This window comes from Acinetobacter sp. AC1-2 (assembly GCF_016124155.1).
Taxonomy (GTDB): domain Bacteria; phylum Pseudomonadota; class Gammaproteobacteria; order Pseudomonadales; family Moraxellaceae; genus Acinetobacter; species Acinetobacter calcoaceticus.
Window position 1 is genome coordinate 2,054,408 of the sequence record NZ_JABFFO010000001.1, and the last position, 24,210, is coordinate 2,078,617.

Genomic DNA, 24,210 nt, shown 5'->3' on the forward strand with positions numbered 1-24,210 from the left:
AATCATTTAGCAAATGACTCATTGGCAAAGTTTTTCAATAATTTTCAAACTCGCTTATGCATCAAGGATGAAATCTTATGACAACGCTGTCCGCATCAAAAAAAACTGTTCTAAAAAAAACCGTTGCAGCATTTACCTTAGCGTGCAGCCTTACAACAATAATGAGTATTTCTCAGACACAAGCTGCCGATACGATTGATATAAGCTTTCAAAATATTTTGCAGCAAGAACGAAGCTGGGCAGGTTTACAAAGTAAAAGTTTAAAAGTTGGTGATATAACTTGGTCATATAGTGAAGGTGGGTCTACCACTAAACCTACGTTGTTACTCATCCATGGATTAGGAGGTAGCCGTGATAACTGGAACCGTGTCGCCCGTTATCTCACAGCAAATTACCATGTCGTTATTCCTGACTTACCTGGCAGTGGTGAAACCTTAGTTACACAAGACTTTGATTATTCAGTGCCTAATCTTGCCGAAAAATTACGTCGTTTTGTTGAAGCTGCAAATTTAAAAGGCCCTATTCATATTGCTGGCCACTCACTTGGCGGTTCAATTGCTCTACTTTATGCTGGACAATATCCATTTGAAACCAAAAGTCTATTCTTAGTTGATAGTGGCGGTATTTTCCGTTCAGCAAATACAATTTACCTAAAAGATCCTGCTTACCTAAAACAACTTTTAGTATCTAAAAAGGGGGACTTTAACTATTTGTTAAAGCAAACCATGTTTAATCCTCCGTTTATTCCAAAAGAATTTTTAGAAGCTCAAGAAAAGCTCATGATTAATCAGGCACCTCAAACGCAGAAACTGGTTGATCAACTTATTGCCCTCAATAAAGTCTATACGCCAGACTCATTTGCAGTTCTCACAAAAACAATAGATGCACCGACACTGATTTTATGGGGTAAGCAAGATAAGATTATTAATGTCGAAGTCGCAAGTGAATTAAAACGACTATTAAAGAATGCCCAACCTCCAGTTATTTTAGAAAATGTTGGCCATATGCCAATTTTGGAAGCTGAGCAGCTGGTTATTCAACAATATGTACCGTTTTTACTGAAAGTAGAAACAAATCAGTCGCCAAAAGCGACTACACCTTAAATATAACTTCGGACTTGTGAGACCTTATGTCTACCCAACCGCTTATAGAAAAACTCATTGAAGCTCATCTTGATTTTTTAGATGAGGAATTTGCTCAGCCCCATGTTATCCAACAAGAATTTGAGCAATTTTATCATTGGTTGGGTAGTCGGCAACTACAACACCTCTGGACTTTCGAACAAATTCAGCAGCTGATTCAAAAGCAAATTTTAGACACCCCTGCTTCTGATTCCCTGCTTGAACAAATTGCAGAACATATCCGTTTTGCACTGATTCATCCTTCTAATGACAGTACAACAATTGAAGATGTTATTCCTGTTTTAACAATTGATGGAATTGCGCAATACGTTGCAAGTAAAGATCAGCATCGTAAAAAGCTAATTAAAACGATTGTGAATAATCCTGCATTTTCAGCACTTCTAACACAGCTGATTCAACAAACGATGCATGACTATTTAGATGAGTCGATGTCAAAACGGGTGCCGGGTGTAGGTCGTTTTATGAAGATGGGTAAATCGGTTCTAGAAACCGTAACCGATTCAAATCTAGACGACACGATTCATCATTATTTGCAAAAGAATATTTTAAAACTCACTCAAATGAGTGAGCGTGTTTTAAATCAACATTTTGACAATGATAAGCTCTACCATTTTCAAGCAAATATTTGGCATAAAGTTAAAACTATGCCGCTTTCTGTTTTGAAAAATTATGTAGAAGTTCAGGATTTATCAAAAACTGTGGGTTTAGGACATCAGATTTGGGATCACATTCGCCAGACTTCTTATTTGAAACAACAAGTACATGATGGTATTTACACGTGGTATGTTCGAAATCAGGAACATAATTTTGACTTGCTACTTCGTGACCTCAATATTGATGAAAGCTTAATTCAACATGAACTGACTCAGTTACTTGTGCCGGTATTACAGCAATTAGTTACAACTGGTCATTTAAGACGACGTGCTCGTGTTTACCTAGAGAAATTTTATTATTCTGAAAAAACCTTAGAAATTTTAAATAACAAAGGCGCTTAAAGCGCCTTTGTTATTACTAGGATTAAAATGAATATTTTAGAGAGGCGTAATAAGCTCGACCTGGCTCATTGTAAGTTTGGCTAATCGAATTACTGTCTCTTAAAATTTGTTTATCAAACAAGTTACTTACACCAACACGCGTACTAATATTTTCTGAAATTTTATAACCAACATTAATTCCAGCCGTACTATAGCTTTTTACAGTGCTTGGCTTAATCGCAGAATTTGTTCCACCTGAACCAATGCCAGATTCGATTCTATTTTCGGCAAACTGACGCGATTTTTGACGACCATATTGAGTAAATACAAAATTCACATCTAATTGATCTGTAATGTCGTAATCAAAAATTGAGTTAATTGTATAGTTAGGAACTAAAGATAATGGGTTACCCGTTTGCTTATCTTTCGAGTCCATCATATAGGTAAAGTTGTTGGTCCAACGAATATCGCCAAAGTCTAACCCTAAGCTTCCTTCAAAACCTTGAATTAATGCTTTAGGCGTATTTTCCCAACGTAAGATATTCCACTTCGTGTTGGTCACAGCTCCTGTATTTGCATTGGTACTTGAGCCATCGACAGTGCCAACAACATTAGTTCCTGCCACAATCTTATCTTTATAGTCATTACGGAACCACGTTAAGCTCGCATTCACAATATCTTTTTGGAACTGAATGCCTAACTCTTTGTTTACCGAAGTTTCTGGTTTTAAATCACCGTTACCTTGTAATAAACAACGCGATTCAATATTGGCTGGACAACCATTGCCGTTTGTACTGAGTAAGTACCCTTCGGCATTTTGATACATGTTTGGTGCTTTATAAGCTTTTGCTATCCCACCTTTTAACGTGAAATAATCATTGAGCCTTTGAGTAACGTTTAAGCTTGGGCTCCAGTTAGAACCAGATTTGCTATGGTCGTCGAAACGTAAACCTAACACAGCATCGGTGCTGTCTGTGAGTTTCAAGTTATCTTCGATATATGCAGAAGCAATACGTGATTCCATTTTACTGCGATTGCCTTTAGCTAATTGATCGCCATAACCTGAACCGCTGCTGTCTGTACCCTGATTTGTCGAAATATTATCTTTAAATCTGTCTTCAACCCACTCAGTACCGAGTGTTAATACGTGTGGTACATAATATTCAAAAGGAATATTGGCTTCACCATTCAACCGAAGAGTTTCTAATCTTGAAGTGGCTTTATCATCAAGGTTATTAATTTTTCCTTCTACACTTCCAGCAAGGCCTTCAGGCAAACGTTTATTATGAGTTTTATCGTATTGAGCAACTAACTTACTTTTACCCCAAGACCAATCACCTTCATGTGTTAAAGCATAGCTATCACGGTACATCGTATTGGTTTCTTTACCAATAAGTTCAGAAAGAATCGCATCTGCTTCAGCATTTGCATTTAACTGAGAGTCGCCAGAGTAAATATTCCCTTGCTTGCTAGATGAGACATCGAGCAAGACAGTTTGTTGATCTGTTGCCTGCCAAGCTAAACGGCCTGAAATATCTTTATTTTTAACGCCTTCACGCCCAGCTGCCGTACTTCCAATTGATTTATTAATATCGACATCGTCAGCTTCTGTCTTATTGTAATTACCATATAAACGATAAGACAAAACGTCTTTAATCAGTGGCCCACTTACGTTAAAGCCAACTCGATTTGATGAACCTTCTTTAGAGTCTTCAGGTTGTGAAGTATAGAGTTCTACCGAACCATGGGTTTCATTCGTCACTTTTTTAGTGATGATGTTGACTACACCACCTGCTGCACCCGAACCATATCGAGCTGCGGCTGGCCCGCGTAAAACTTCAATCGATTCGATTGCTTCTGCTGGAACCCAGTTTGAATCACCGCGTGTATCACGTTCCCCTTTCCAGCCATAGCGAACTGAATTACGAGAGTTAATCGGTTTTCCATCAACTAAAATGAGCGTATTTTCAGGACCCATTCCACGAATGTCGATTTGTCTATTATTACCACGCTGCCCTGTTGCACTGTTTCCAGTTAAATTTACACCAGGCATACGGCGTACATAATCTGAAATATCATTACGAACTGGAAGTTTTTCTAAATCTTCTTGGGTGATCACTGATACACCGAGCGATTGCTTTACTTGCTCTTCAGCTGTTACAAAAATTGTTTCCAATTTCACAGGTTCAGCAGGCTTTTCTAATGCTGGTTCAGCTTGTTCTTGCTCATTTTTTGCAGCATAAGCCATAGACATCATACTTGCCAGTACTGAAACAGAAAGCACTGACTGGATAATACGCTTCGACATAAGTATTCCCAATATATTGATTTATTAAACATCTCTCATTTTAAGTTCCGCATTGTAACAAATCTAAATAAAATTACAAATGATATTGATAATAATTATCATTATTTATATTGAATAATAAAAAAACCTCATTCCGAGGCTTTTTTATTTCACTTTTCAAATAATTTAATTATTTGAAATAAGCACCTTCAGCTTGTGTATGGTCAGTTTGGTCAACCACACGTTGAAGCTCTGGAATATGCTCTCTTAACGTCGTTTCTACACCTTGTTTCAAGGTAACGTCAATTGCAGAACATCCTTGGCAACCACCACCAAATTTTAATACAGCAGTTAAACCATGTTCTGGATTATCTTGTACTTCTACCAAGCTACAATTCCCGCCATGGCCTGCAAGACCCGGGTTAATTTCTGCTTGAAGAATGTAAGTAATACGCTCTTCAATTGATGCATCTGGACCAACACGTGGAACTTTAGAGTTTGGCGCGCGGAAAGTTAACTGCCCACCAAAACGGTCCTTATTGTAATCAATTACGGCATCTAAAAGATAAGGAATAGATGGCGCGTCAATATATGCAGGGAAATCTGGATAGTCCTGTTTATAATCCGTTGGGATTACTTCTTCTGGTGCACTATATGCCATACAGCATTCTGCACGTGGCGTACCCGGATGTTCAACAAAAACTCGAACGCCAATTCCCGGAGTATTTTGCTTCGTCAATAAATCGTGCAAATACTCTTGTGCAGATGGTGTAATCAAAAGGTTTGGAATTTCTTCTGCAACAGCAGTGTTGGTGTTCTCAGTCGACATAACAATATTCCTCAAGCTGATGCCTTTATATTAACCGAAGATGAGGTAGATTTAAAAAAAATCAACTAAATTTGTCGGATTTATACACAACAGGGTTTCAACTGAAGTTTTTAATGGCATTATTGGGTTCAATATTGATCATTTTTTAAATATTTCTTATGTTGCATCTGCCGTTTAACCATACCATTACCCTTATTATTATTACAGTCATTGTCTCTTTACTTGCTTTTAGCAATCAAAACGTGATGAATCGTTTAATTTTTTGGCCACCTGCAATGCAACGTGGACAATTTGATCGTTTCATTACTCATGGCTTTATCCATGCAGATGGTACACATCTACTTTTCAACATGATTACCCTGTTCTTCTTTGGCAGCATTATTGAAAGTTTTTATCGCCAATATTTTTATGACATGGGATTTGTGTTGTTCTATTTAGGCGGTTTAATCTTTGCAATTTTACCGAGCTATTTACAACATAGAAATGATACAAACTGGGCAAGCCTCGGCGCCTCTGGTGCCGTTTCAGCTGTTTTATTTGCTTATATTCTATTTCAACCATGGAAGCTGATTTTTGTATTCTTCATTCCAGTACCAGCCATTATTTTTGCTGTCTTATATGTAGCGTACAGCATTTGGGCTGGTAAACGTGGTAATAGCCATATCAACCATAGTGCTCATTTATGGGGTGCAGCTTACGGGGTCCTTGTAACCATTTTGATCGAACCTAAAGTGATTCCACATTTCTTAGATCAACTGACTCGTATTCCGTTCTAAGTCAGGCACTCAAAAAAGCCCGTAATGGGCTTTTCTTTTTTTCTCATTTATTTATCACCATAAATTCTCAGTCTTTTTTCTGATTTTCTTTGATCTTTTCCTTGTTTTGATTGCAAAAACCATCTGATTAAACTCATGCCAAATCTTTTAATAATTCAGATGATACAATGAAGTACAAAGCAATTTTATCTAGCCTTTCCATTGCTTTATTTAGCTTATCTTTGGCTGGATGTAATGACAACGATAAACAAGAAAATGTAGTCAGTGCTCCTAAGCAGCCCAATATCTTATTTATTATGGCGGATGACTTAGGCTATTCAGATTTAGGGGCTTTCGGTGGTGAAATTCGTACACCCAATATTGATAGCCTAGCTCAAGAAGGTCGCCTTTTAACTGACTATCACACCGCCCCGACCTGTTCCCCAACACGTTCTCAACTGATTTCAGGTACTGATCACCATTTAGCTGGTATTGGTGCAATGGCTGAACTCACGCCAGAAAATTTAAAGGGCCAGCCCGGCTATGAGGGCTATTTGAATGAGCGTTCATTATCCATCGCACAAGTGCTGAAAGATAATGGCTATCGTACTTATATCAGCGGTAAATGGCATTTAGGACTAACCCCTGAAACAAATGCCCATGCAAAAGGTTTTGACCATTCATTTACCTTGTTACAAGGCCTAGATCATCACTTTAAGCAAGCTCCAAGTGCATTTAAGCGGAATTCGACCTATACGGAAGATGGGCAAATTATTCCTGTTTCAGCATTACCTGATGACTTTTTCTCGACAAATTATTTTACCGATAAATTACTGAGCTATTTAGACTCCGGCAAAAATAGCGGCAAACCGTTCTTTGCTTATGCTGCCTATACAGCGCCTCACTGGCCAATTCAGGCACCTGCGGAATACCGTGAAAAATATCACGGAGTTTACGATGTTGGTTACGATGCAATTCGTAATGCGCGTATCGCACGCCAAAAACAGCTTGGCATTATTCCGGCAAACTTTGAAGCAGCCGAACCGATTGCAACTCAAAATGCTCCACAAAAATATGGAAAATGGAATGAATTAACTGCTGAACAAAAAGCACTAGAAGCCCGTAAAATGGAAATCTATGCAGGTATGGTAGAAAATCTCGATGCCAATGTGGGCCGAATTATTCAATACCTCAAACAAAATAATCTTTATGACAATACCTTAATTTTCTTTGTTTCCGACAATGGTGCAGAAGGTTTTGTACGTGGAGGATACGGCAGTGAATCTGGCTTTGATAACTCTGTAGCAAATGTAGGAACACCGACTTCGTATCACTATATTGGACCACGTTGGGCTGAGGTTAGTGCTGCACCTTTCCATTTGTGGAAGGATACGGCTGGTGAAGGTGCAACTACTGCCCCTGCAATCGTGAAATTACCAAATCAGAAAAAAGCAGAAGAAACGAATCATAGCTTTGCATCAGTACTCGATGTTTTCCCAACTTTACTAGAATATGCTCATATTCCAGTACCTCAAGGCCAATACAATGGTCGTACCATTAACACGCCATCAGGGATTTCATGGAAACCTTTACTTGAAAATAAAACAACTACGATTCGCCCCGAAAATTTTAGTTTTGCTGATGAGTTACATGGCAGTAAATATGCAAAACAAGGCGAGTGGAAAATTGCACTTCAAGGGCGCCCTGAATTAGGTACAGGAACTTGGGAGCTATACAACATTAAAGCGGATCGAGGGGAAAGACAGAACGTTGCTCAGCTTTACCCTGCTAAAGTGCAAGAACTCTTATCGGTCTATCAAAAATATACTGAAAAAAATGGTGTGCAGGAATATAACGCCAAATGAGATTGAAACCATTTTTAGTTACGACCATCAGTCTGTCTTTTATGGCAGGCTGTAGTCAATCTTCACAAGTTTCTGAACCCGCACCATCGTCTCAGCAGCAAACCTCGTTAGCTGACTTGGGTTCTATTGAGAAGTGTAAAAACTATACAGGACTACCTCAAGGTTGGCTAAAACAACCTACAGCTGGAATGGTTTTAATTCCTGATGGACATTTTAATTTTGGTTCTGAAAAAGCATATCCCGATGAACTTAATTTTGGAAAAAAGCAACGGGAAGTCAAAGGATTCTGGATTGATCAGACAGAAGTCAGCGTTGCTCAATTTGCTAGTTTCGTAAAAGCAACGGGTTATATCACCGATGCCGAAAAACAAAAGCAGGCTGCTGTTTTTTCACCAGACCCTCATCATCCGGAGCAATGGTGGCAACTAAAATCGGGCTATACATGGAAAACTCCAAACGGCAATAATGGCGCCGTAGCCAATCCGAATGAACCTGTGCGATATGTGAGTAAAAACGATGCTGAACATTATGCAGTCTGGTTAGGACATGATTTACCAACAGAACTAGAATGGGAATATGCAGCTAAAGCGAATTCGCAAACTGATACACCATTACATCAAGCCCCTACAGATGAACACCAACATCCACAAGCAAATTACTGGCAAGGTGAATTCCCTTTTCAAAACCTGAATCAAGATCACTTTAAAGATGTTGCGCCCGTTGGATGCTTTGCACCAAATCATTTCAAACTATTTGATATGATTGGAAATGTATGGGAATGGACATCATCTCCATATCAAGGTGCTCATGACCAGCATATGGGAAATTATTCTGATTTAAGACAACAACAAATCACCAGTACACAATATGTAATTAAAGGCGGATCTTTTCTTTGTGCACAAAATTATTGTTCACGTTATCGTAGCAGTAGCCGCTATCCACAAGACTTTGATTTAGCAGCAACCCATGTGGGCTTCCGAACGATTTTACGGTCTGATTAGTTTCTTCAAGTCAGAATTATTAAATATATTCTTAACCAAAAGTAGATCGAAAAATAATCAAAATATTTCTATAGTAAAATGGAGAATGATAAAAAAGTGAGAACAAGATGAAAACATTACTTCTCTGTGCAGCAGCAATTTTCACAATGTCATTATCAGCCTGTGCAGTTCATACACCTGAAGGTAGTATTGTGATTGATCCAGATTCACCTTATCACAACCATCCAGGAGACTTTTGCCCACCAGGACAAGCGAAAAAAGGACGTTGTTAAAAATAGTTTCTTTTAAAATAATTTTGAAGTTAGTTTAAACAAATAAGGTTTAATCGAGTGATAAAGTGAGTACAAAAATGGAGGGTTCCAACCCAAAATAGATGGGGTGAAACTAGAAAATTATGGTGTAAAAAAATCACCATATCCCCAAGATTTTTAAAAGACAATCTTATGCTGTCTTCTATCTAGTTTCACCCCAATTCTTTCTTATTCCGTCTGACTTTTCTTATCTTTTAATAAAAAAGTCTAGTTTTTAATCATTTCTGTATCTGTATTATTGATACATTTTGAACATTTTACCTTCAGGCTAAAACTGATGTATTTGCTTAATACAAAATAATCATTTATGTAACGTAAGTCTATAAAAATGTTCTAAAATTGTGAAAAAAATTAAGACCAAAATGAGATGAATTTATCATAATAATTTTCTCTTCCATGTTTCATCACATAAATAATCAATATTATTTTGTCAGTTATTGCCACTCGTTTCCTTTCATTGGCATAGATAATGTATACATCTGTATATTAACCCAGTCGTATAACGAGATATTTTATGTCCAGCACAAGTCAAGTCGAAGGTCTACAATTTCCAGTACACGCCTCAACAAAAAAACAAAGCACATCTCTTACTGGCCAAGAAATTTTGTCAGAGGCTTTATCTGTTGTAGATAATAAAACCGCACAACAAGTGTTGAATGAAAAAAACTGGCGAAAAAATTACCCAATATATTTTAAAGCACTTGTTAAACAAGGAATTTCTAATAGTAACCACCCCATTACTATTGCGAAGCAAGGTTTGCATAAAGCTCACCATATTTTTGACTATTATCGTGATAGTAAACACTACCTTTTAAAAGATGCAGTTAATATTGCTTCATCTACGCCACTTCATACAGTAAAACTTAAAGGTGAAAGTGATGCAGCACCTGAATGGTATGTTCCTTACAAAGGGCAAAAACTAAGCGGGCAAAGCTTACTGGACCAGATTCAACGTTGGGAAGAGGCTGGTATTATTGAACCAAGCCATGCAAAAGCTCTACGTGAAGCTATTGCTCACCCAGAATGGTTTGATTTATCAGACCGTACCATGGTGCTGTTTGGTGCAGCTTCAGAAGCAGGACCTCTACCTTGGTTAGCCAAATGGAAAGCGAATATTGTTGCTGTCGACTTACCAAACCCACGTGTCTGGGGCAAAATTTTAAATACGATTCAACAAGGAAACGCAACTCTCATTGCACCAAGTGTTGAACCAGTTGATTCATCAGCAAAAGTTTCTGAGTTAAAGGATAAATTGGGTGCAAATTTATTGACTCAATTACCAGAAATTGCACAGTGGTTAGTTCAGTTTCCACAAAAGTTAGATTTGGCCGCAATAGCTTATTTAGATGGCGAAAAGCATGTTCGTGTTTCCATGGCAATGGACAGCATCATGCAATTTGTGAGCGAGCATAAGTCTGATACGAGCCTTATGTTTATGTGTACGCCAACCGATGTTTATGCAGTTCCTAAAGAAGTCGCCAAAGCTGCTCAACAAAAGTTTAAATCACGCACAAAAATACAAAAAATGGCAGTGAAAGGTGTTTCCGCTCTTTCGCTTAATCGTTTTTTTCAAGCGCCATATCAAGACTTAATTGCTTGTGAAAATGGAAAAACTTATGGCATTGCCGACTGTCTAGTTGTTGAACAAGGGCCAAATTATGCTTTGGCAAAACGCATTCAACAATGGCGTGCTATTTTGGCCCGCCATCAAGGACAACACGTCAGCATTAATATTGCACCATCAACAACGACTCACTCTGTGACTAAAAATCCATTATTGAAAGCAGCTTTTAATGGTGCAGAGCTTTTTGATGTAGAAGCATTTAGCCCTGAAACTACCAATGCAATTATGGCTGCAATCTGGATTCATGACTTAAGAAATGAGTCTTCTGTAGCGAATCCTGAAACTGAGCTGGACCATCCGCTTGAACTTATGATGGAAGGTGCCAACCACGGTGGATTGTGGCGTGTTGCTTATTTAGCAAGAACTGCCCTGCCTTTTGCTGCAATCTATGGCTTTGCAACCGAAAAACTACCTTTTGGAAAATCATCTAAAAAATAATTATATTAAAGCCCAATTCTAGAATTGGGCTTTTTTCTGTGTTTATCTATTTATTTTTAAAGTGTGATAGATATTTTTGCATTTCATCAGGCGGCACCATACCACCTCCTGTCGCCCATATCACATGGGTTGCCTGTTTTAATTGCTCAACTGATAATTGATGTAACGCTAAATAATCAAGGTTAGTCTGGACATAATATGGCCCCATCATTCCAGCCACCGCAGAAGGCTCAAGCTGAATATTTTCGGTTTGATTTAAAAGCGCAATGAGCTCATACAAACGCTCATCATCAATGGTGTAGTAGCCATCAATTAACTGCTGCATAGCACGCCCAACAAAACCTGAAGCACGGCCTACTGCGAGCCCATCTGCAGTAGTTACATTATCGAGGCCAATATCATTCACTGAAATCTGATCATGCAAACCTGTGTGGACACCCAGTAACATACATGGTGAATGGGTGGGTTCTGCAAAGATACAATGTACATGCTCACCAAAAGCCAGTTTTAGTCCAAAACTTACCCCACCAGGGCCACCACCGACGCCACACGGCAAATAAACAAATAATGGGTGTTCAGCATCGACTGAAATTTGTTTTTGCTCAAATTGCTGTTTTAAGCGTATTCCTGCAACTGCATAACCTAAAAACAATGTTTTTGAGTTTTCATCATCAATAAAAAAGCAGTGCGGATCTTGTTCTGCTGCTTTTCTTCCCTCTTCAACAGCTACTCCATAGTCACTGGCATATTCCACAACATTAACGCCCAATGAACGCAGTTTGTCTTTTTTCCATTGTCTTGCATCAGCCGACATATGGACTGTGACTCTAAAACCCAGTTTGGCGCTCATGATGCCAATCGAAAGCCCTAAATTTCCTGTTGAGCCTACTGCAATTTGATACTTAGAAAAAAACGTTCGAAATGAATCTTGATCTAACTTACTGTAATCGTCTTCTAATTTGAGAAGTCCAGCCTCAATTGCCAACTTTTTGGCGTGAGCCAAGACTTCATAAATACCACCACGCGCTTTAATTGAACCTGAAATAGGTAAATGGCTATCTTTTTTCAGCCAGAATGCTCCACTCAGTTGCACTTGTTCTGTTGAAGATAGTGCTTGTTGCATATGGCCAATTTCAACGATCTCTGATTCAATTTTTCCATGTTGCGCTTGAGTTTCAGGAAACACTTTTGCCAAATAAGGTGCGAAACGCTCTAATCGGGCTTCTGCTTCACTTACGTCTTCGGCTGTTAATCCAACTTTTTCTAAAGCTTCTTTTAAAGGATAGCAATGAGGTGTAAACCAAAATGTTTCTTGATAGGCTTGCAGTGTCTCAATAAGTGGAAATTGTTGTTTTAGCTGATCTATTTGAACCGCATCCATAATCTATCCCGATATAAAAGTTTTAAGCCTAGCCTCTGAAGTTACTTGAGGCTTTATAAGGACTCGTTAATTTATAATTGAATGTACATGAAAATAGACTGAACGTTAAAAAGAAACAAATAAAAAAGCCACTGTGAACAGTGGCTTTAATTTTTTAAATACTTTTATACAAACTGTAAGAATAACCAGTACAAACCGCCAGACAAACAGATTGTTGCAGGAAGTGTAAATACCCATGCAGATAAAATCGTTTTAACTGTATTGAAGTTTAAACCCGATCTATTCGCTACCATGGTACCTGCAACAGCACTGTTTAAAACGTGTGTTGTTGAAACAGGCATACCTAAACCGTCGGCAGCTGCAATTGTACTCATTGCGACAAGCTCAGCAGACATCCCTTGACCATAAGTCATGTGATGTTTACCAATACGTTCACCTACAGTCACAACAATACGTTTCCAGCCGACCATGGTGCCTAAGCCAAGTGCCAAAGCAACTGCTACTTTCACCCAAGTTGGAATGTATTGTAAGAATGAATCTAAGCTACTACGGTATTCTTTCACGAGTTTTTCTTGTGACTGATCCATTTTTGGTAAAGCATCTGCTTTATCCAAACGCTTAAACGTCGTTGTACTTAAATACATGTCATTACGAATTTCACTGATTGCAGCTTCTGGAATGTCTTTTAAGTTGCTATAGCTAGAAACTCGCTCACCCAAATGATCAGTCATGCTTGCCAATGCAGGCACTACTTCCGGAGTTTGCTGTTTAGTCTGAATATATTTAGTCAAAATAACACGTGCTTTTTCATCGGTTAATTCTGGCTGATTTTGATTCAAAAGTACGGCAGTTTGAGAAGAAAGCTGATGGAATGATTGAACTTGTTGTGTATCTAGGTTTTTATTTAATGAATAAGCCAATGGCACCAGACCAACCAAAATCAGCATGATTAAACCCATACCTTTTTGACCGTCATTAGAACCATGTGCAAAACTTACACCTGTACAGGTAAAGATTAAAATTGCACGAATGATTGCTGGTGGTGGTTTATTACCTTCTGGTGGTTGGAATAATTCTAATTGGCGTTTAAAAATAGTTTTAACCAACAAGAATACAATCGCTGCAAAAGCAAAACCAATTAAAGGTGAAAATAATAAGGCCTTACCGACTTTAATCACCTGATCCATATCAACACCACTGGTCGTTACGCCAGTCGATGCACTCAACAGATGGTTCATAATGCCCACACCCAAGATTGAACCAATCAAAGTATGAGAGCTAGAAGCAGGAATACCCAAGAACCAAGTACCTAAGTTCCAGAGAATCGCAGCAATAAGAAGCGCAAAAACCATTGCGAAACCTGCACCGCTACCCATGTTCATAATCAATTCAACAGGCAACAATGCAATAATGCCGTAAGCGACTGCGCCGCTTGCAACCATTACCCCAAGAAAATTACAAAAACCTGCCCACATGACTGCAACCGGTGCAGGTAAAGCATTGGTGTAAATCACTGTCGCTACTGCATTTGCAGTATCATGGAAGCCATTTACAAACTCAAAGCCTAAAGCAATCAAGAGTGCAGTAGATAAGAGAATAACCGAATAAAGACTCAAAGGCGGTACATGCGCTAAATCAGCACTCACCTGAAATCCAATATAAATAAGTGTTGCAACAATAATTGTCAGAAACACCGGCATAAAGAACTTAGGTGTCGGGACATGTACATTCGTCGATTTGACTTGCAGGTTTGCCGCAAGTTTTGAATCCGAAACAGGGGGTAGATTAGAATTCATGCAGACGGTAAGAGGATAGAAAAATCCTCTGTATTCTTAAATTAAATTATGACAATTATATGACAAAGCGGCGCCTGATGAAGTCAATTTTTCATATTTTGACCTCATTTGATGCACCTTTCCTCTATAAAATTTATTTTCTTATTAAAATACAATAATTTAAATCAATTTATATCTTCCTTATTTATGACTATTTTTAAAGCAAAAATATCTAAAAAATTACCTGTATGACGCTTTTTTAAACAGCCTAATTGTCATAAAACAGAATATTGGAGATGAAATATTTCAATATCATGATCATTTTATGAATATTTGATGAAAAAACACCCTCTTTTTGTTCGAAAACACTTTTTTTTACGACTAATTTACGGTGAATGGTGGGTCGTCATAGATCATCAATTGTGCTGCTATTCTGTTACAATAGCGCCGCATTTTTAAATTCATATAAAAGATCGGGGTTTTCTATGTCTACGCTTGCCACCCTAAAAGCGCTTCTTGCTAAACGCATTCTGATTATTGATGGTGCAATGGGAACGATGATCCAGCGCCATAAATTGGAAGAAGCCGACTACCGTGGTGAGCGTTTTGCCGATTGGGCACATGACTTAAAAGGTAATAATGACCTTTTAGTTTTGACACAGCCAGAAATCATTCAAGGCATTCATGAAGCTTACCTTGATGCTGGTGCAGACATTATTGAAACCAACAGCTTTAACGGCACACGTGTTTCTATGTCTGATTACCACATGGAAGACCTTGTTCCCGAGATTAACCGTGAAGCAGCCCGTTTAGCCAAAGCAGCCTGTGAAAAATATTCGACTCCAGATAAACCTCGTTTTGTAGCGGGTGTACTCGGCCCAACATCGCGTACTTGTTCAATTTCACCAAATGTAAATGATCCTGCCTTTCGTAACATTACCTTTGATGCGCTAAAAGAAAACTATATTGAGGCCACTCATGCGCTGATTGAAGGTGGTGCAGATATCATTCTGATTGAAACCGTTTTTGATACATTAAACTGTAAAGCTGCAATTTTTGCGGTGAAAGAAGTCTTTAAACAAATTGGTCATGAATTACCACTCATGATTTCAGGGACCATTACCGATGCCTCAGGCCGTACCTTAACAGGTCAAACTGCCGAAGCGTTCTGGAACTCTGTACGTCATGGTGATTTACTTTCAATTGGTTTTAACTGTGCCCTTGGTGCAGATGCCATGCGCCCTCACGTTAAAACTGTGTCTGATGTTGCTGATACTTTCATTTCTGCCCATCCAAATGCTGGCTTACCAAACGCTTTTGGTGAATATGATGAAACACCAGAACAAACTGCTGCCTTCTTAAAAGAGTTTGCAGAAAGTGGTTTGATCAATATTACCGGTGGTTGCTGTGGTACAACACCAGACCATATTCGTGCTATTGCCAATGCTGTAAAAGACATTGCACCTCGTCAAATTCCAGAAACTAAGCCAGCTTGTCGTTTGAGTGGTTTAGAACCATTTAATATTTATGATGACTCATTGTTCGTAAACGTGGGTGAACGTACCAACGTTACCGGTTCAAAAAAATTCTTACGTCTTATTCGTGAAGAAAACTTTGCCGAAGCTTTAGAAGTTGCACAGCAACAAGTGGAAGCTGGTGCCCAGATTATCGACATTAACATGGATGAAGGGATGCTCGATTCGCAAAATGCGATGGTGCATTTCCTAAACCTTGTGGCATCTGAGCCAGATATTTCACGTGTGCCTATCATGATTGACTCATCAAAATGGGAAATCATTGAAGCAGGCTTAAAATGCGTACAGGGTAAGCCAGTTGTTAACTCGATTTCGTTAAAAGAAGGTTATGACGAGTTTGTCGAAAAAGCTCGCCTGTGTCGCCAATATGGTGCTGCAATTATTGTGATGGCCTTTGATGAAACAGGTCAGGCCGACACTGCTGCACGTAAGCGTGAAATCTGTAAACGTTCTTATGATGTTTTGGTTAATGATGTGGGCTTCCCTGCTGAAGATATTATTTTTGACCCGAACGTGTTTGCAGTGGCAACAGGTATTGAAGAACACAATAACTATGGCGTCGATTTTATTGAAGCCACAGGTTGGATTAAACAGAACTTACCTCACGCCATGATTTCTGGTGGTGTATCGAACGTATCGTTCTCATTCCGTGGAAATGAGCCTGTTCGTGAAGCCATTCACTCTGTGTTCTTGTACCATGCCATTAAACAAGGCATGACCATGGGGATTGTAAATGCTGGTCAGATGGCAATTTATGATGATATTCCTAAAGAACTCAAAGATGCAGTTGAAGATGTTGTTTTAAACCAGAACCAAGGTGAGTCTGGTCAAAACGCCACAGAGAAACTGCTTGAAGTCGCTGAAAAATACCGTGGTCATAGTGGTGCTCAGCGTGAAGCCGAAAACCTTGAATGGCGTAACGAACCTGTAGAAAAACGTCTTGAATATGCTTTGGTTAAAGGTATTACCACATACATTGATGAAGATACAGAAGAAGCTCGCCTAAAAGCCAAACGTCCTTTAGATGTGATTGAAGGCGCTTTGATGGACGGTATGAACGTGGTTGGTGACTTGTTCGGTTCAGGTAAAATGTTCTTACCACAGGTTGTGAAATCTGCGCGTGTCATGAAGCAAGCTGTGGCTTGGCTCAACCCGTACATTGAAGCTGAAAAAACAGGTAGTCAATCTAAAGGTAAAGTCCTGATGGCAACTGTTAAGGGCGACGTACACGATATTGGTAAAAATATTGTGGGTGTTGTACTCGGCTGTAATGGTTACGACATTGTTGATCTTGGTGTGATGGTACCTTGCGAGAAAATCTTGCAAACCGCAATTGATGAAAAATGTGACATCATCGGATTGTCAGGTCTGATTACTCCATCTTTAGATGAAATGGTGTTTGTTGCGAAAGAAATGCAACGTAAAGGCTTTGACATTCCTTTATTGATCGGTGGTGCTACGACATCGAAAGCGCATACAGCAGTAAAAATTGATCCTCAGTACCATAACGATGCAGTGATTTATGTTGCTGACGCCTCACGTGCTGTAGGTGTTGCAACTACCCTGCTTTCAAAAGAAATGCGTGGAAAATTCATTGAAGAGCACCGTGCTGAATATGCCAAAATTCGTGAGCGTTTAGCCAACAAACAACCAAAAGCAGCAAAACTGACTTATGCAGAGTCTGTTCAAAATGGCTTTAAAATTGATGAAAGCTACGTTCCAGCAAAACCAAATCTTTTGGGAACACAAGTCTTAACCAATTACCCGCTTGAAACATTGGTTGAATATTTTGACTGGACACCATTCTTCATTTCTTGGAGCTTGGCTGGTAAGTTCCCGAAAATTTTACAAGATGAAGTGGTTGGCGAAGCTGCAACAGATTTGTACAACCAAGCTCAAGCGATGTTGAAAGATATTATCGACAACAACCTTTTTGATGCACGTGCTGTATTTGGTATGTTCCCTGCTCAGCGCACTGACGCCGACACCGTCAGCGTATTTGATGAAGCTGGTCAAAATGTTACGCACACCTTTGAACATTTACGTCAGCAATCAGACAAAGTCACAGGTAAACCAAACTTGTCTTTAGCAGATTACATTCGTACTGACCGTGAGCAACAGGACTACTTAGGTGGATTCACTGTATCGATTTTTGGTGCAGAAGAATTGGCAAATGAGTACAAAGCTAAAGGTGATGACTACTCTGCAATTTTAGTTCAGTCATTGGCTGACCGTTTTGCTGAAGCTTTTGCCGAACACTTACATGAACGCATTCGTAAAGAGTTCTGGGGTTATAAAGCAGATGAAATACTGACTAATGAAGAGCTGATTAAAGAGAAATATGTCGGTATTCGCCCTGCACCGGGTTACCCAGCGTGTCCAGAGCACTCTGAAAAAGCGGTGTTGTTTGACTGGTTAGGGTCTACAGACAAAATCGGTACTAAACTGACTGAACACTTTGCAATGATTCCACCATCTTCGGTAAGTGGTTTCTATTATTCTCATCCACAAAGTGAATACTTTAACGTGGGTAAAATCTCTCAAGACCAACTTGAAGATTATGCAAAACGTAAAGGCTGGACACTTGATGAGGCGAAGCGTTGGTTAGGGCCGAATTTAGATGATTCGATTGTTTAAGCTTAAGTAATTATAAAAATCCCCTCTATTGAGGGGATGTATAAAACTCATTTTTTAAGTTTGTAATATCTGAAAACAACTTATCAAAATTAGATAAATCTAACTCTTTTAAATACTTTCCTGTTGCTAATTCTGCAAATTTTGCTTTCGAAAGTGCTACATTATTCTGTGTTTTCAAGCAGAAGACCTCATCATCAGCAACTAGAGTTTTTTGATTCATTTTCATATAAATTAGAGCTTGATTTTTATGAAAACCCTTTGGATTAAATTCACTTTTTAAATATATTCTTCTATCTTCATTATCTTTCACTTTCAAAATATCATCAAATTTAAATAGGTGTTCTATACAGTATTCACTCGTTTCATATCCGTCAGGACAAGGTAAAAACAAAGGTTTCAACCCTTTCAACTCATTCTCTGATTTTTCAAAGTATTTAATAATAGTTTGATTATCTTTATCAAAAACAAAAATAGTTAAATGATTATTTAAACTAGAGTTCATTTGCTGAATTTTCTTATAAGCATCTAACAACTGAGTATCACCACCAGTAAAATTAGAGTCCTCTCTAAATCTAATTTCAAGATCAGTAAACATTCCTCTACTTTTAAATAGTTTTAGATACTCTTTTAAGAAAAGATAATCTGTAACACCCTCACAATAAATTTCAACTAGTTGGCCATCACCAAAAGATAAATTTCTTTTATTAAAAATATATGATGGATCTAGTTTCGATAAAGCCAAGGCATATTTTCTGTAGACAGGATCATCATAACCACGAATATTACCAATAAACTCTATCTTACCTCTAAGTTGAGATAAAATATCTTTATTAAACTTTTCAAAATAATCAGAAGCATAGTTTTTATTTGTTTGCAGAGCTTTTAAAATAGGACGAAGATTTCTAATAAACTTTCTACTAACATTTATCTTTTCATTTACAACTAAACCAGTGACAAATTGCCTATTAGATTTGTTAGCTAAATAGACTTTATCTTCATTAATTATAAAATCATTATTTTCAATGATATTCTTTAGATCAGTACCTACTTGGCAAAACCTATTACCACTAGAGTGATCGAAAAAAGCTATATTCTGAGGAAACATATTTCTATTAGTGGAAAAATAGATATCATCACAATATCGGGTATAAAAACATAAATTATCTTTTGCTAATTTTGATAACTGCCCATCCATCTTCATTACAATTAAATTAGAGATAATTGGTGAGGTTGGTGCTCCTTGCGGCAATTTACCATCATGACAACACAATTGTGCTAAGTAAGTAGAAATCTCATCATTACATCCGAGATATTTAAACACTCCTCTTACACGCCCAAAATGTATACTTGAAAAAAAATCTTTCAGATCTACTCTTAATATCCACTTCTTATTTTTATGCTTTTCTGCATGTTGTTTAATATCTTTTCCCTTAATATAAGCAAAAGCACATCCTCTAGGCTCATAACTTTTCTGTATCTCACATAAAATCTTTCGTTGAATCTCTTTTAATGCACTATTAGGGACAAACAACTCACGCTTCCCACCATTCTTTTTCGGAATTTCAATTTTCTTATACTTATTAGCTCTTACATTATGAGATATAAAATCTAATTGTTTGACAGTTATACCTAAGCTAGATGCCAACTCAAATTTATTATTAAATGTATTATAAATCAAAAAATTAAACCTCAATTTTATGAAGCATCACGCTTTCAACTTACCACCAACGAAACATTGTAATCACTAACGAAGTGTTATTATCCGCCGACTGAAAAGTGCTTGAAGCCAATCTAAGTATTACCATAGCGAAAACACTATAGCTAAAACAAAGCGTGATGCTTCAACATAAATACTAGTCACAAAAAATAATAAAATCAATAATTCATTAAACCATATAATCTTATGTCTGATAAATCACTATATTAAATTAAAAATCCCTATAAGTTTTTTCACAATTTTTACTATGATTGCATCACGACTCTCTTATTTTTTAAATATTCTTTTAAGAGTCTTGGCGTAATATCTGCCAGAGAATAACAATGTACGAAACATCATCATGAACACAACTCAACTCTTTCTCGGCGTAATCTTTAGCTCAATTGGACTCGGCTATTTTCTCTATGGAAAAAAGCAAAAAATGACTGTGCCTTTTACTGTTGGTTTAGCTCTAATGATTTTTCCTTATTTTATTGAAAGTAATGTCTTGCTTAGTGGCATTGGTACTCTACTATCCGTTATTCCCTATTTTTTACGTTTTTAAAGTCAATTCTTATATGGTTTGAAATTCCTCAACTCTTAAGTAATGCATCATCTCTCGAATAAATACAAAGTAGGTAAAAAATTTAAAGCTGATTTGGGACTACTTGGCTTGTGTAGTAGCTCAAACGATCAATAAAATCATTGAATCCATGCTCAAGCTCAATGCGACTGATTTGCTTTTGAGCACTAAAAAATAACTCACTGAGTTGTGTCATGGCTGTATCAGCAGTAACAGCTACACCACTTATATTTAGATTTCTTAGTGGCTGAGACTCTATAATTTCTTCAATAAAATAAATCATCTTTTCAATAGCAAGCTCATCAATCACACTATGGCTAATGCTTTTTGAATTAATAAAACTCAAGCCCTGTTCAAATCGAATATGTTGGTTGTCTAAGTCAAATGACAGGCCATTAAGACCGAGTGAAAATTTTAAAGCCGAGTCAGAATGACTCATAAAAATAGCTTACTGTTGAATTTTGATAATAAAGTTAATTTGTTTATAACCTTAAATAGTGTCAGTTTGTTCAATACCTAAAATGAACTGAGTTAATAATCATTAACACCGTATAATAAAAAACTCTTTAAAAAGATGAAAAATCAATCTTATATTCATCAATATCCTACCATTACAAAATAGAGTATAAACATGAAAAAATTAGTAATTTTAAGTTTTACGATCTATGGCTTTGCACAAATTGCGAATGCAGCCACATTAAATGTAAAACCATACGGCACAACTCAAGACGGTCAAAAAGTTGATCTATACACCATGAGCAATAGCAAAGGAGTCTCTGTATCTTTTATTAGTTTTGGTGGCGTAATTACACAAATTTTGACTCCCGATGCACAAGGTAAACAAAATAATATCGTTTTGGGCTTCGATGATCTTAAGGGCTATGAAGTCACTGATACTAAGGAAGGCATTCATTTTGGCGGATTAATTGGTCGTTATGCGAACCGGATTGGTAATGCTAAATTTAGCTTAGATGGAAAAACTTATAATCTTGAAAAAAATAATGGACCGAATTCATTACATAGCGGTAATCCTGGTTTTGATAAACGTATTTGGCAAGTTAAGCCCCTCGTTTCCAAAGGTGAAACCGTCAAAGCTTCTCTTAAGTTAACCAGTCCAAATGGTGATCAAGGTTTTCCCGGGAAATTAGATGTGGAGGTGATATACAGTCTTTCAGACCAAAATGAATTCCAGATTAAATATAAGGCCAAAACTGATCAACCGACAGTCGTCAATCTCACCAATCACAGTTATTTCAACTTGTCAGGAGCTGGGAACAATCCGTATGGCGTACTCGATCATGTGGTACAGCTCAATGCAGACCGTATATTGGTAACCGATCAAAATTCGTTACCAACAGGTGAAATTGCTTCAGTTGCAGGTACACCTTTTGATTTTCGGACTCCTAAAGCAATTGTAAAAGATATTCGAGCGAATCATCAGCAATTGGCGTATGGATATGGCTATGACCAAACTTGGGTGATTAACCAAAAGTCTCAAGGGAAATTAAATCTTGCGGCTAATGTTGTTGATCCAAAATCTAAACGGACTATGCAGGTCCTAACCACTGAACCAAGCGTTCAAATGTATACGGCGAATCATTTATTAGGAAATGTTGCTGGTGCAAACGGCGTACTTTATCGACAAGCAGATGCTCTAGCATTAGAGACACAGCATTTTCCAGACAGCCCCAATCAACCGACTTTCCCTTCTACACGTTTGAACCCAAATCAAACGTATAACAGTGTCACCGTATTTAAATTTGGTATTCAAAAATAGTCTTTTGAATTGGAACTATATTTATCTAAAAAAGACTCTCAGTTTAATATGACTGAGAGTCTTTTCATTTATTTAACTTTTGTGTTCGTAAAATGCCGAATATTAACCGTCACCTCACTCCTATCTAAATAGTCCAAGGTGAAATGAATCACTTAATGAATATTTGTTCGAATTGAACCAGTCACACTCACATCACCCAGCTTTGTACCCTTCAGTTGGATATAAGAACCATCTTTAGAGATCAATACATTTTTACAATCACTTAAAGTACAAGAATAGCCATTTATCTGAATATTCACAGGATTTTGACCTTGAACAGTGATATAACCATGCCCAGTAGTAGATGTAATAAAGTAAGTTATTTCTTTATTAGAGAGTTCATAAGCATAAACCTCGTTTGTATCAATTTTTCCTACATTTGAGATATCAATTTTGGCGTAACTATTGATTAAAGTAATATTTCCTGAGGCTATTTTAGAGTTAGATCCAGTTTTTGAATTAAAGTAAACGTTATTAAATTCTACATTTACTCGATCGTTATCTAGTTTTTTTAATGTTCCCATAGCCGCCGCACTAGAGAGAATCTCTTCTCCTGTATAATAAGTGTTAACCAGCCCTGATGATTTACCTGTAAGCAAATATAAGCTCTCACCATTCGTAAATTGAACAACAAGCTGAGTATCCCTCATATAGGCTCGAAGAATATCCATTTTCTTACCATTAACAGTAATTTCACCATTATGGGTCTTTTCAAAATCTGTAAATTCTAAAGGTTTACTACTAATACTCCCTTTTACCGTACCATTCAATGTAACTAAATACGTTACCTTTTCATTATTCGAGTAATATGAATCTTCAAATTTTTTATTATTAAATAATAGTGTTGAATCACCAGTACGATCATCATAAATCACACTAATTCCTTCACAACCTTCAGGAGTCCATTTATCATCCCTACAAGTTAAGGAAGATTTCTCCGTATCAATTCTTGCACTTACCACCTTACCAGAAAGCTTATCATATTCAACCCTAACAAATTGATTTCTATCTAATTTATAATAAAATGAAAGCCCTGAATTCCCATAAGTTCTTACACTATAACTAGGTTCAATCACACTTTTACTAGATCCATTACTTGGAACAAGCTGGGTTGATATGCCATTATTTTTTTCATTAATTATAGTGAGATTTTGCTCAAAAGTTGTAGTGTAATTAATCAATGGAGTGGATGATAAAGTCGGGATTTCATTAGGATTTGACTTTGAAGATGTAGAAGAACCGTCCGTAGAACTTCCTCCACCACCCCCACCACATGCAACTAAAGTTAATGTAGAAACGAGAAAAACACTTAATGATAATTGCTTAATAGCGAACACTTCATACCACCCATAATAAATTTTATTTTATATAATAAATTCAATAAATTCAATAAATTAAGAAATTATTACTATTTCTACAATATTATCAATTTATGTCTTGATATATTGCCTTGCGATTTTAAACAATTTTTTTCATAGGACAAGATAGCCTATTGAATTAACTTTATTATTTTTAATTAAAATAAATTTATCACCCTAATATATAGTTCTCTTTTCTAATA

General features: G+C 37.3%; 16 protein-coding genes and 1 pseudogene. 10 read left to right on the forward strand and 7 right to left on the reverse strand.

Going from position 1 to position 24,210, the window contains the following annotated elements:
• Positions 1-77: 77 nt before the first annotated feature.
• A complete protein-coding gene (locus HL290_RS09550) occupies positions 78-1,103 on the forward strand; it encodes an alpha/beta fold hydrolase (RefSeq protein WP_045434589.1) in 1,026 nt (341 codons plus the stop codon).
• Positions 1,104-1,129: 26 nt separating this feature from the next.
• Positions 1,130-2,137, forward strand: coding sequence for a hypothetical protein (locus tag HL290_RS09555; RefSeq protein WP_198496304.1), 1,008 nt, complete (start codon positions 1,130-1,132; stop codon positions 2,135-2,137).
• 22 nt (positions 2,138-2,159) lie between these two features.
• Here the strand turns inward: HL290_RS09555 and HL290_RS09560 are convergent, their stop codons facing one another.
• Both HL290_RS09560 and nfuA read right to left on the reverse strand, forming a co-directional pair.
• Positions 2,160-4,424: a TonB-dependent siderophore receptor gene (locus tag HL290_RS09560; RefSeq protein WP_198496305.1), complete on the reverse strand. Its 2,265-nt coding sequence runs from the start codon at positions 4,422-4,424 to the stop codon at positions 2,160-2,162.
• A gap of 169 nt (positions 4,425-4,593) precedes the next feature.
• Positions 4,594-5,232: a Fe-S biogenesis protein NfuA gene (nfuA, locus tag HL290_RS09565; protein WP_003653074.1), complete on the reverse strand. Its 639-nt coding sequence runs from the start codon at positions 5,230-5,232 to the stop codon at positions 4,594-4,596.
• A gap of 158 nt (positions 5,233-5,390) precedes the next feature.
• Between nfuA and HL290_RS09570 the strand changes: the two genes are divergently transcribed.
• The 5 genes from HL290_RS09570 (at position 5,391) to HL290_RS09590 (ending at position 11,226) form a co-directional block, all read left to right on the forward strand.
• Complete coding sequence (locus tag HL290_RS09570) at positions 5,391-6,008, forward strand: rhomboid family intramembrane serine protease (protein ID WP_003653076.1); 618 nt, start codon at positions 5,391-5,393, stop codon at positions 6,006-6,008.
• Positions 6,009-6,175: 167 nt separating this feature from the next.
• Positions 6,176-7,852 (forward strand): arylsulfatase, encoded by a 1,677-nt coding sequence (locus HL290_RS09575; RefSeq protein ID WP_198496306.1) that lies wholly within the window; start codon positions 6,176-6,178, stop codon positions 7,850-7,852.
• Complete coding sequence (locus tag HL290_RS09580) at positions 7,849-8,853, forward strand: SUMF1/EgtB/PvdO family nonheme iron enzyme (protein ID WP_198496307.1); 1,005 nt, start codon at positions 7,849-7,851, stop codon at positions 8,851-8,853. Before HL290_RS09575 ends, HL290_RS09580 begins: the two co-directional genes overlap by 4 nt.
• A 107-nt stretch (positions 8,854-8,960) precedes the next feature.
• Positions 8,961-9,125, forward strand: coding sequence for a hypothetical protein (locus tag HL290_RS09585; RefSeq protein ID WP_004793999.1), 165 nt, complete (start codon positions 8,961-8,963; stop codon positions 9,123-9,125).
• 553 nt (positions 9,126-9,678) lie between these two features.
• Positions 9,679-11,226, forward strand: a complete 1,548-nt coding sequence (locus tag HL290_RS09590; RefSeq protein ID WP_017391704.1) for a hypothetical protein — start codon at positions 9,679-9,681, stop codon at positions 11,224-11,226.
• Between the two features lie 46 nt (positions 11,227-11,272).
• On the opposite strand, the gene HL290_RS09595 is transcribed toward HL290_RS09590, so the two are convergent.
• Complete coding sequence (locus HL290_RS09595) at positions 11,273-12,607, reverse strand: D-serine ammonia-lyase (RefSeq protein WP_198496308.1); 1,335 nt, start codon at positions 12,605-12,607, stop codon at positions 11,273-11,275.
• A gap of 164 nt (positions 12,608-12,771) precedes the next feature.
• Entirely contained in the window at positions 12,772-14,403 is a 1,632-nt protein-coding gene (locus HL290_RS09600) for an inorganic phosphate transporter (protein ID WP_017391706.1), read from the reverse strand.
• A gap of 464 nt (positions 14,404-14,867) precedes the next feature.
• Here HL290_RS09600 and metH point away from each other — a divergent pair, with 464 nt between their 5' ends.
• Positions 14,868-18,554, forward strand: coding sequence for a methionine synthase (gene metH, locus HL290_RS09605; RefSeq protein ID WP_198496309.1), 3,687 nt, complete (start codon positions 14,868-14,870; stop codon positions 18,552-18,554).
• Between the two features lie 25 nt (positions 18,555-18,579).
• Here the strand turns inward: metH and HL290_RS09610 are convergent, their stop codons facing one another.
• A complete protein-coding gene (locus HL290_RS09610) occupies positions 18,580-20,232 on the reverse strand; it encodes a reverse transcriptase domain-containing protein (RefSeq protein WP_198496310.1) in 1,653 nt (550 codons plus the stop codon).
• A gap of 379 nt (positions 20,233-20,611) precedes the next feature.
• Here HL290_RS09610 and HL290_RS09615 point away from each other — a divergent pair, with 379 nt between their 5' ends.
• The gene (locus HL290_RS09615) at positions 20,612-20,815 is read left to right on the forward strand and encodes an amino acid transport protein (protein WP_065725413.1); all 204 of its coding nucleotides are present in this window, start codon (positions 20,612-20,614) and stop codon (positions 20,813-20,815) included.
• Positions 20,816-20,824: 9 nt separating this feature from the next.
• On the opposite strand, the pseudogene HL290_RS09620 reads toward HL290_RS09615, so the two are convergent.
• A pseudogene (locus tag HL290_RS09620) lies at positions 20,825-21,272 on the reverse strand (hypothetical protein).
• 192 nt (positions 21,273-21,464) lie between these two features.
• Between HL290_RS09620 and HL290_RS09625 the strand changes: the two are divergent.
• Complete coding sequence (locus HL290_RS09625) at positions 21,465-22,610, forward strand: aldose epimerase family protein (protein ID WP_198496311.1); 1,146 nt, start codon at positions 21,465-21,467, stop codon at positions 22,608-22,610.
• Positions 22,611-22,762: 152 nt separating this feature from the next.
• Here HL290_RS09625 and HL290_RS09630 read toward each other — a convergent pair whose 3' ends face one another.
• Positions 22,763-23,986: a hypothetical protein gene (locus HL290_RS09630; protein ID WP_198496312.1), complete on the reverse strand. Its 1,224-nt coding sequence runs from the start codon at positions 23,984-23,986 to the stop codon at positions 22,763-22,765.
• Positions 23,987-24,210 lie beyond the last annotated feature (224 nt).

Coding starts and splice junctions, on each gene's coding strand:
- HL290_RS09550 (WP_045434589.1), top strand. CDS start 78: ATGACAACGCTGTCCGCATCAAAAAAAACTGTTCTAAAAAAAACCGTT.
- HL290_RS09555 (WP_198496304.1), top strand. CDS start 1,130: ATGTCTACCCAACCGCTTATAGAAAAACTCATTGAAGCTCATCTTGAT.
- HL290_RS09560 (WP_198496305.1), bottom strand. CDS start 4,424: ATGTCGAAGCGTATTATCCAGTCAGTGCTTTCTGTTTCAGTACTGGCA.
- nfuA (WP_003653074.1), bottom strand. CDS start 5,232: ATGTCGACTGAGAACACCAACACTGCTGTTGCAGAAGAAATTCCAAAC.
- HL290_RS09570 (WP_003653076.1), top strand. CDS start 5,391: ATGTTGCATCTGCCGTTTAACCATACCATTACCCTTATTATTATTACA.
- HL290_RS09575 (WP_198496306.1), top strand. CDS start 6,176: ATGAAGTACAAAGCAATTTTATCTAGCCTTTCCATTGCTTTATTTAGC.
- HL290_RS09580 (WP_198496307.1), top strand. CDS start 7,849: ATGAGATTGAAACCATTTTTAGTTACGACCATCAGTCTGTCTTTTATG.
- HL290_RS09585 (WP_004793999.1), top strand. CDS start 8,961: ATGAAAACATTACTTCTCTGTGCAGCAGCAATTTTCACAATGTCATTA.
- HL290_RS09590 (WP_017391704.1), top strand. CDS start 9,679: ATGTCCAGCACAAGTCAAGTCGAAGGTCTACAATTTCCAGTACACGCC.
- HL290_RS09595 (WP_198496308.1), bottom strand. CDS start 12,607: ATGGATGCGGTTCAAATAGATCAGCTAAAACAACAATTTCCACTTATT.
- HL290_RS09600 (WP_017391706.1), bottom strand. CDS start 14,403: ATGAATTCTAATCTACCCCCTGTTTCGGATTCAAAACTTGCGGCAAAC.
- metH (WP_198496309.1), top strand. CDS start 14,868: ATGTCTACGCTTGCCACCCTAAAAGCGCTTCTTGCTAAACGCATTCTG.
- HL290_RS09615 (WP_065725413.1), top strand. CDS start 20,612: ATGAACACAACTCAACTCTTTCTCGGCGTAATCTTTAGCTCAATTGGA.
- HL290_RS09625 (WP_198496311.1), top strand. CDS start 21,465: ATGAAAAAATTAGTAATTTTAAGTTTTACGATCTATGGCTTTGCACAA.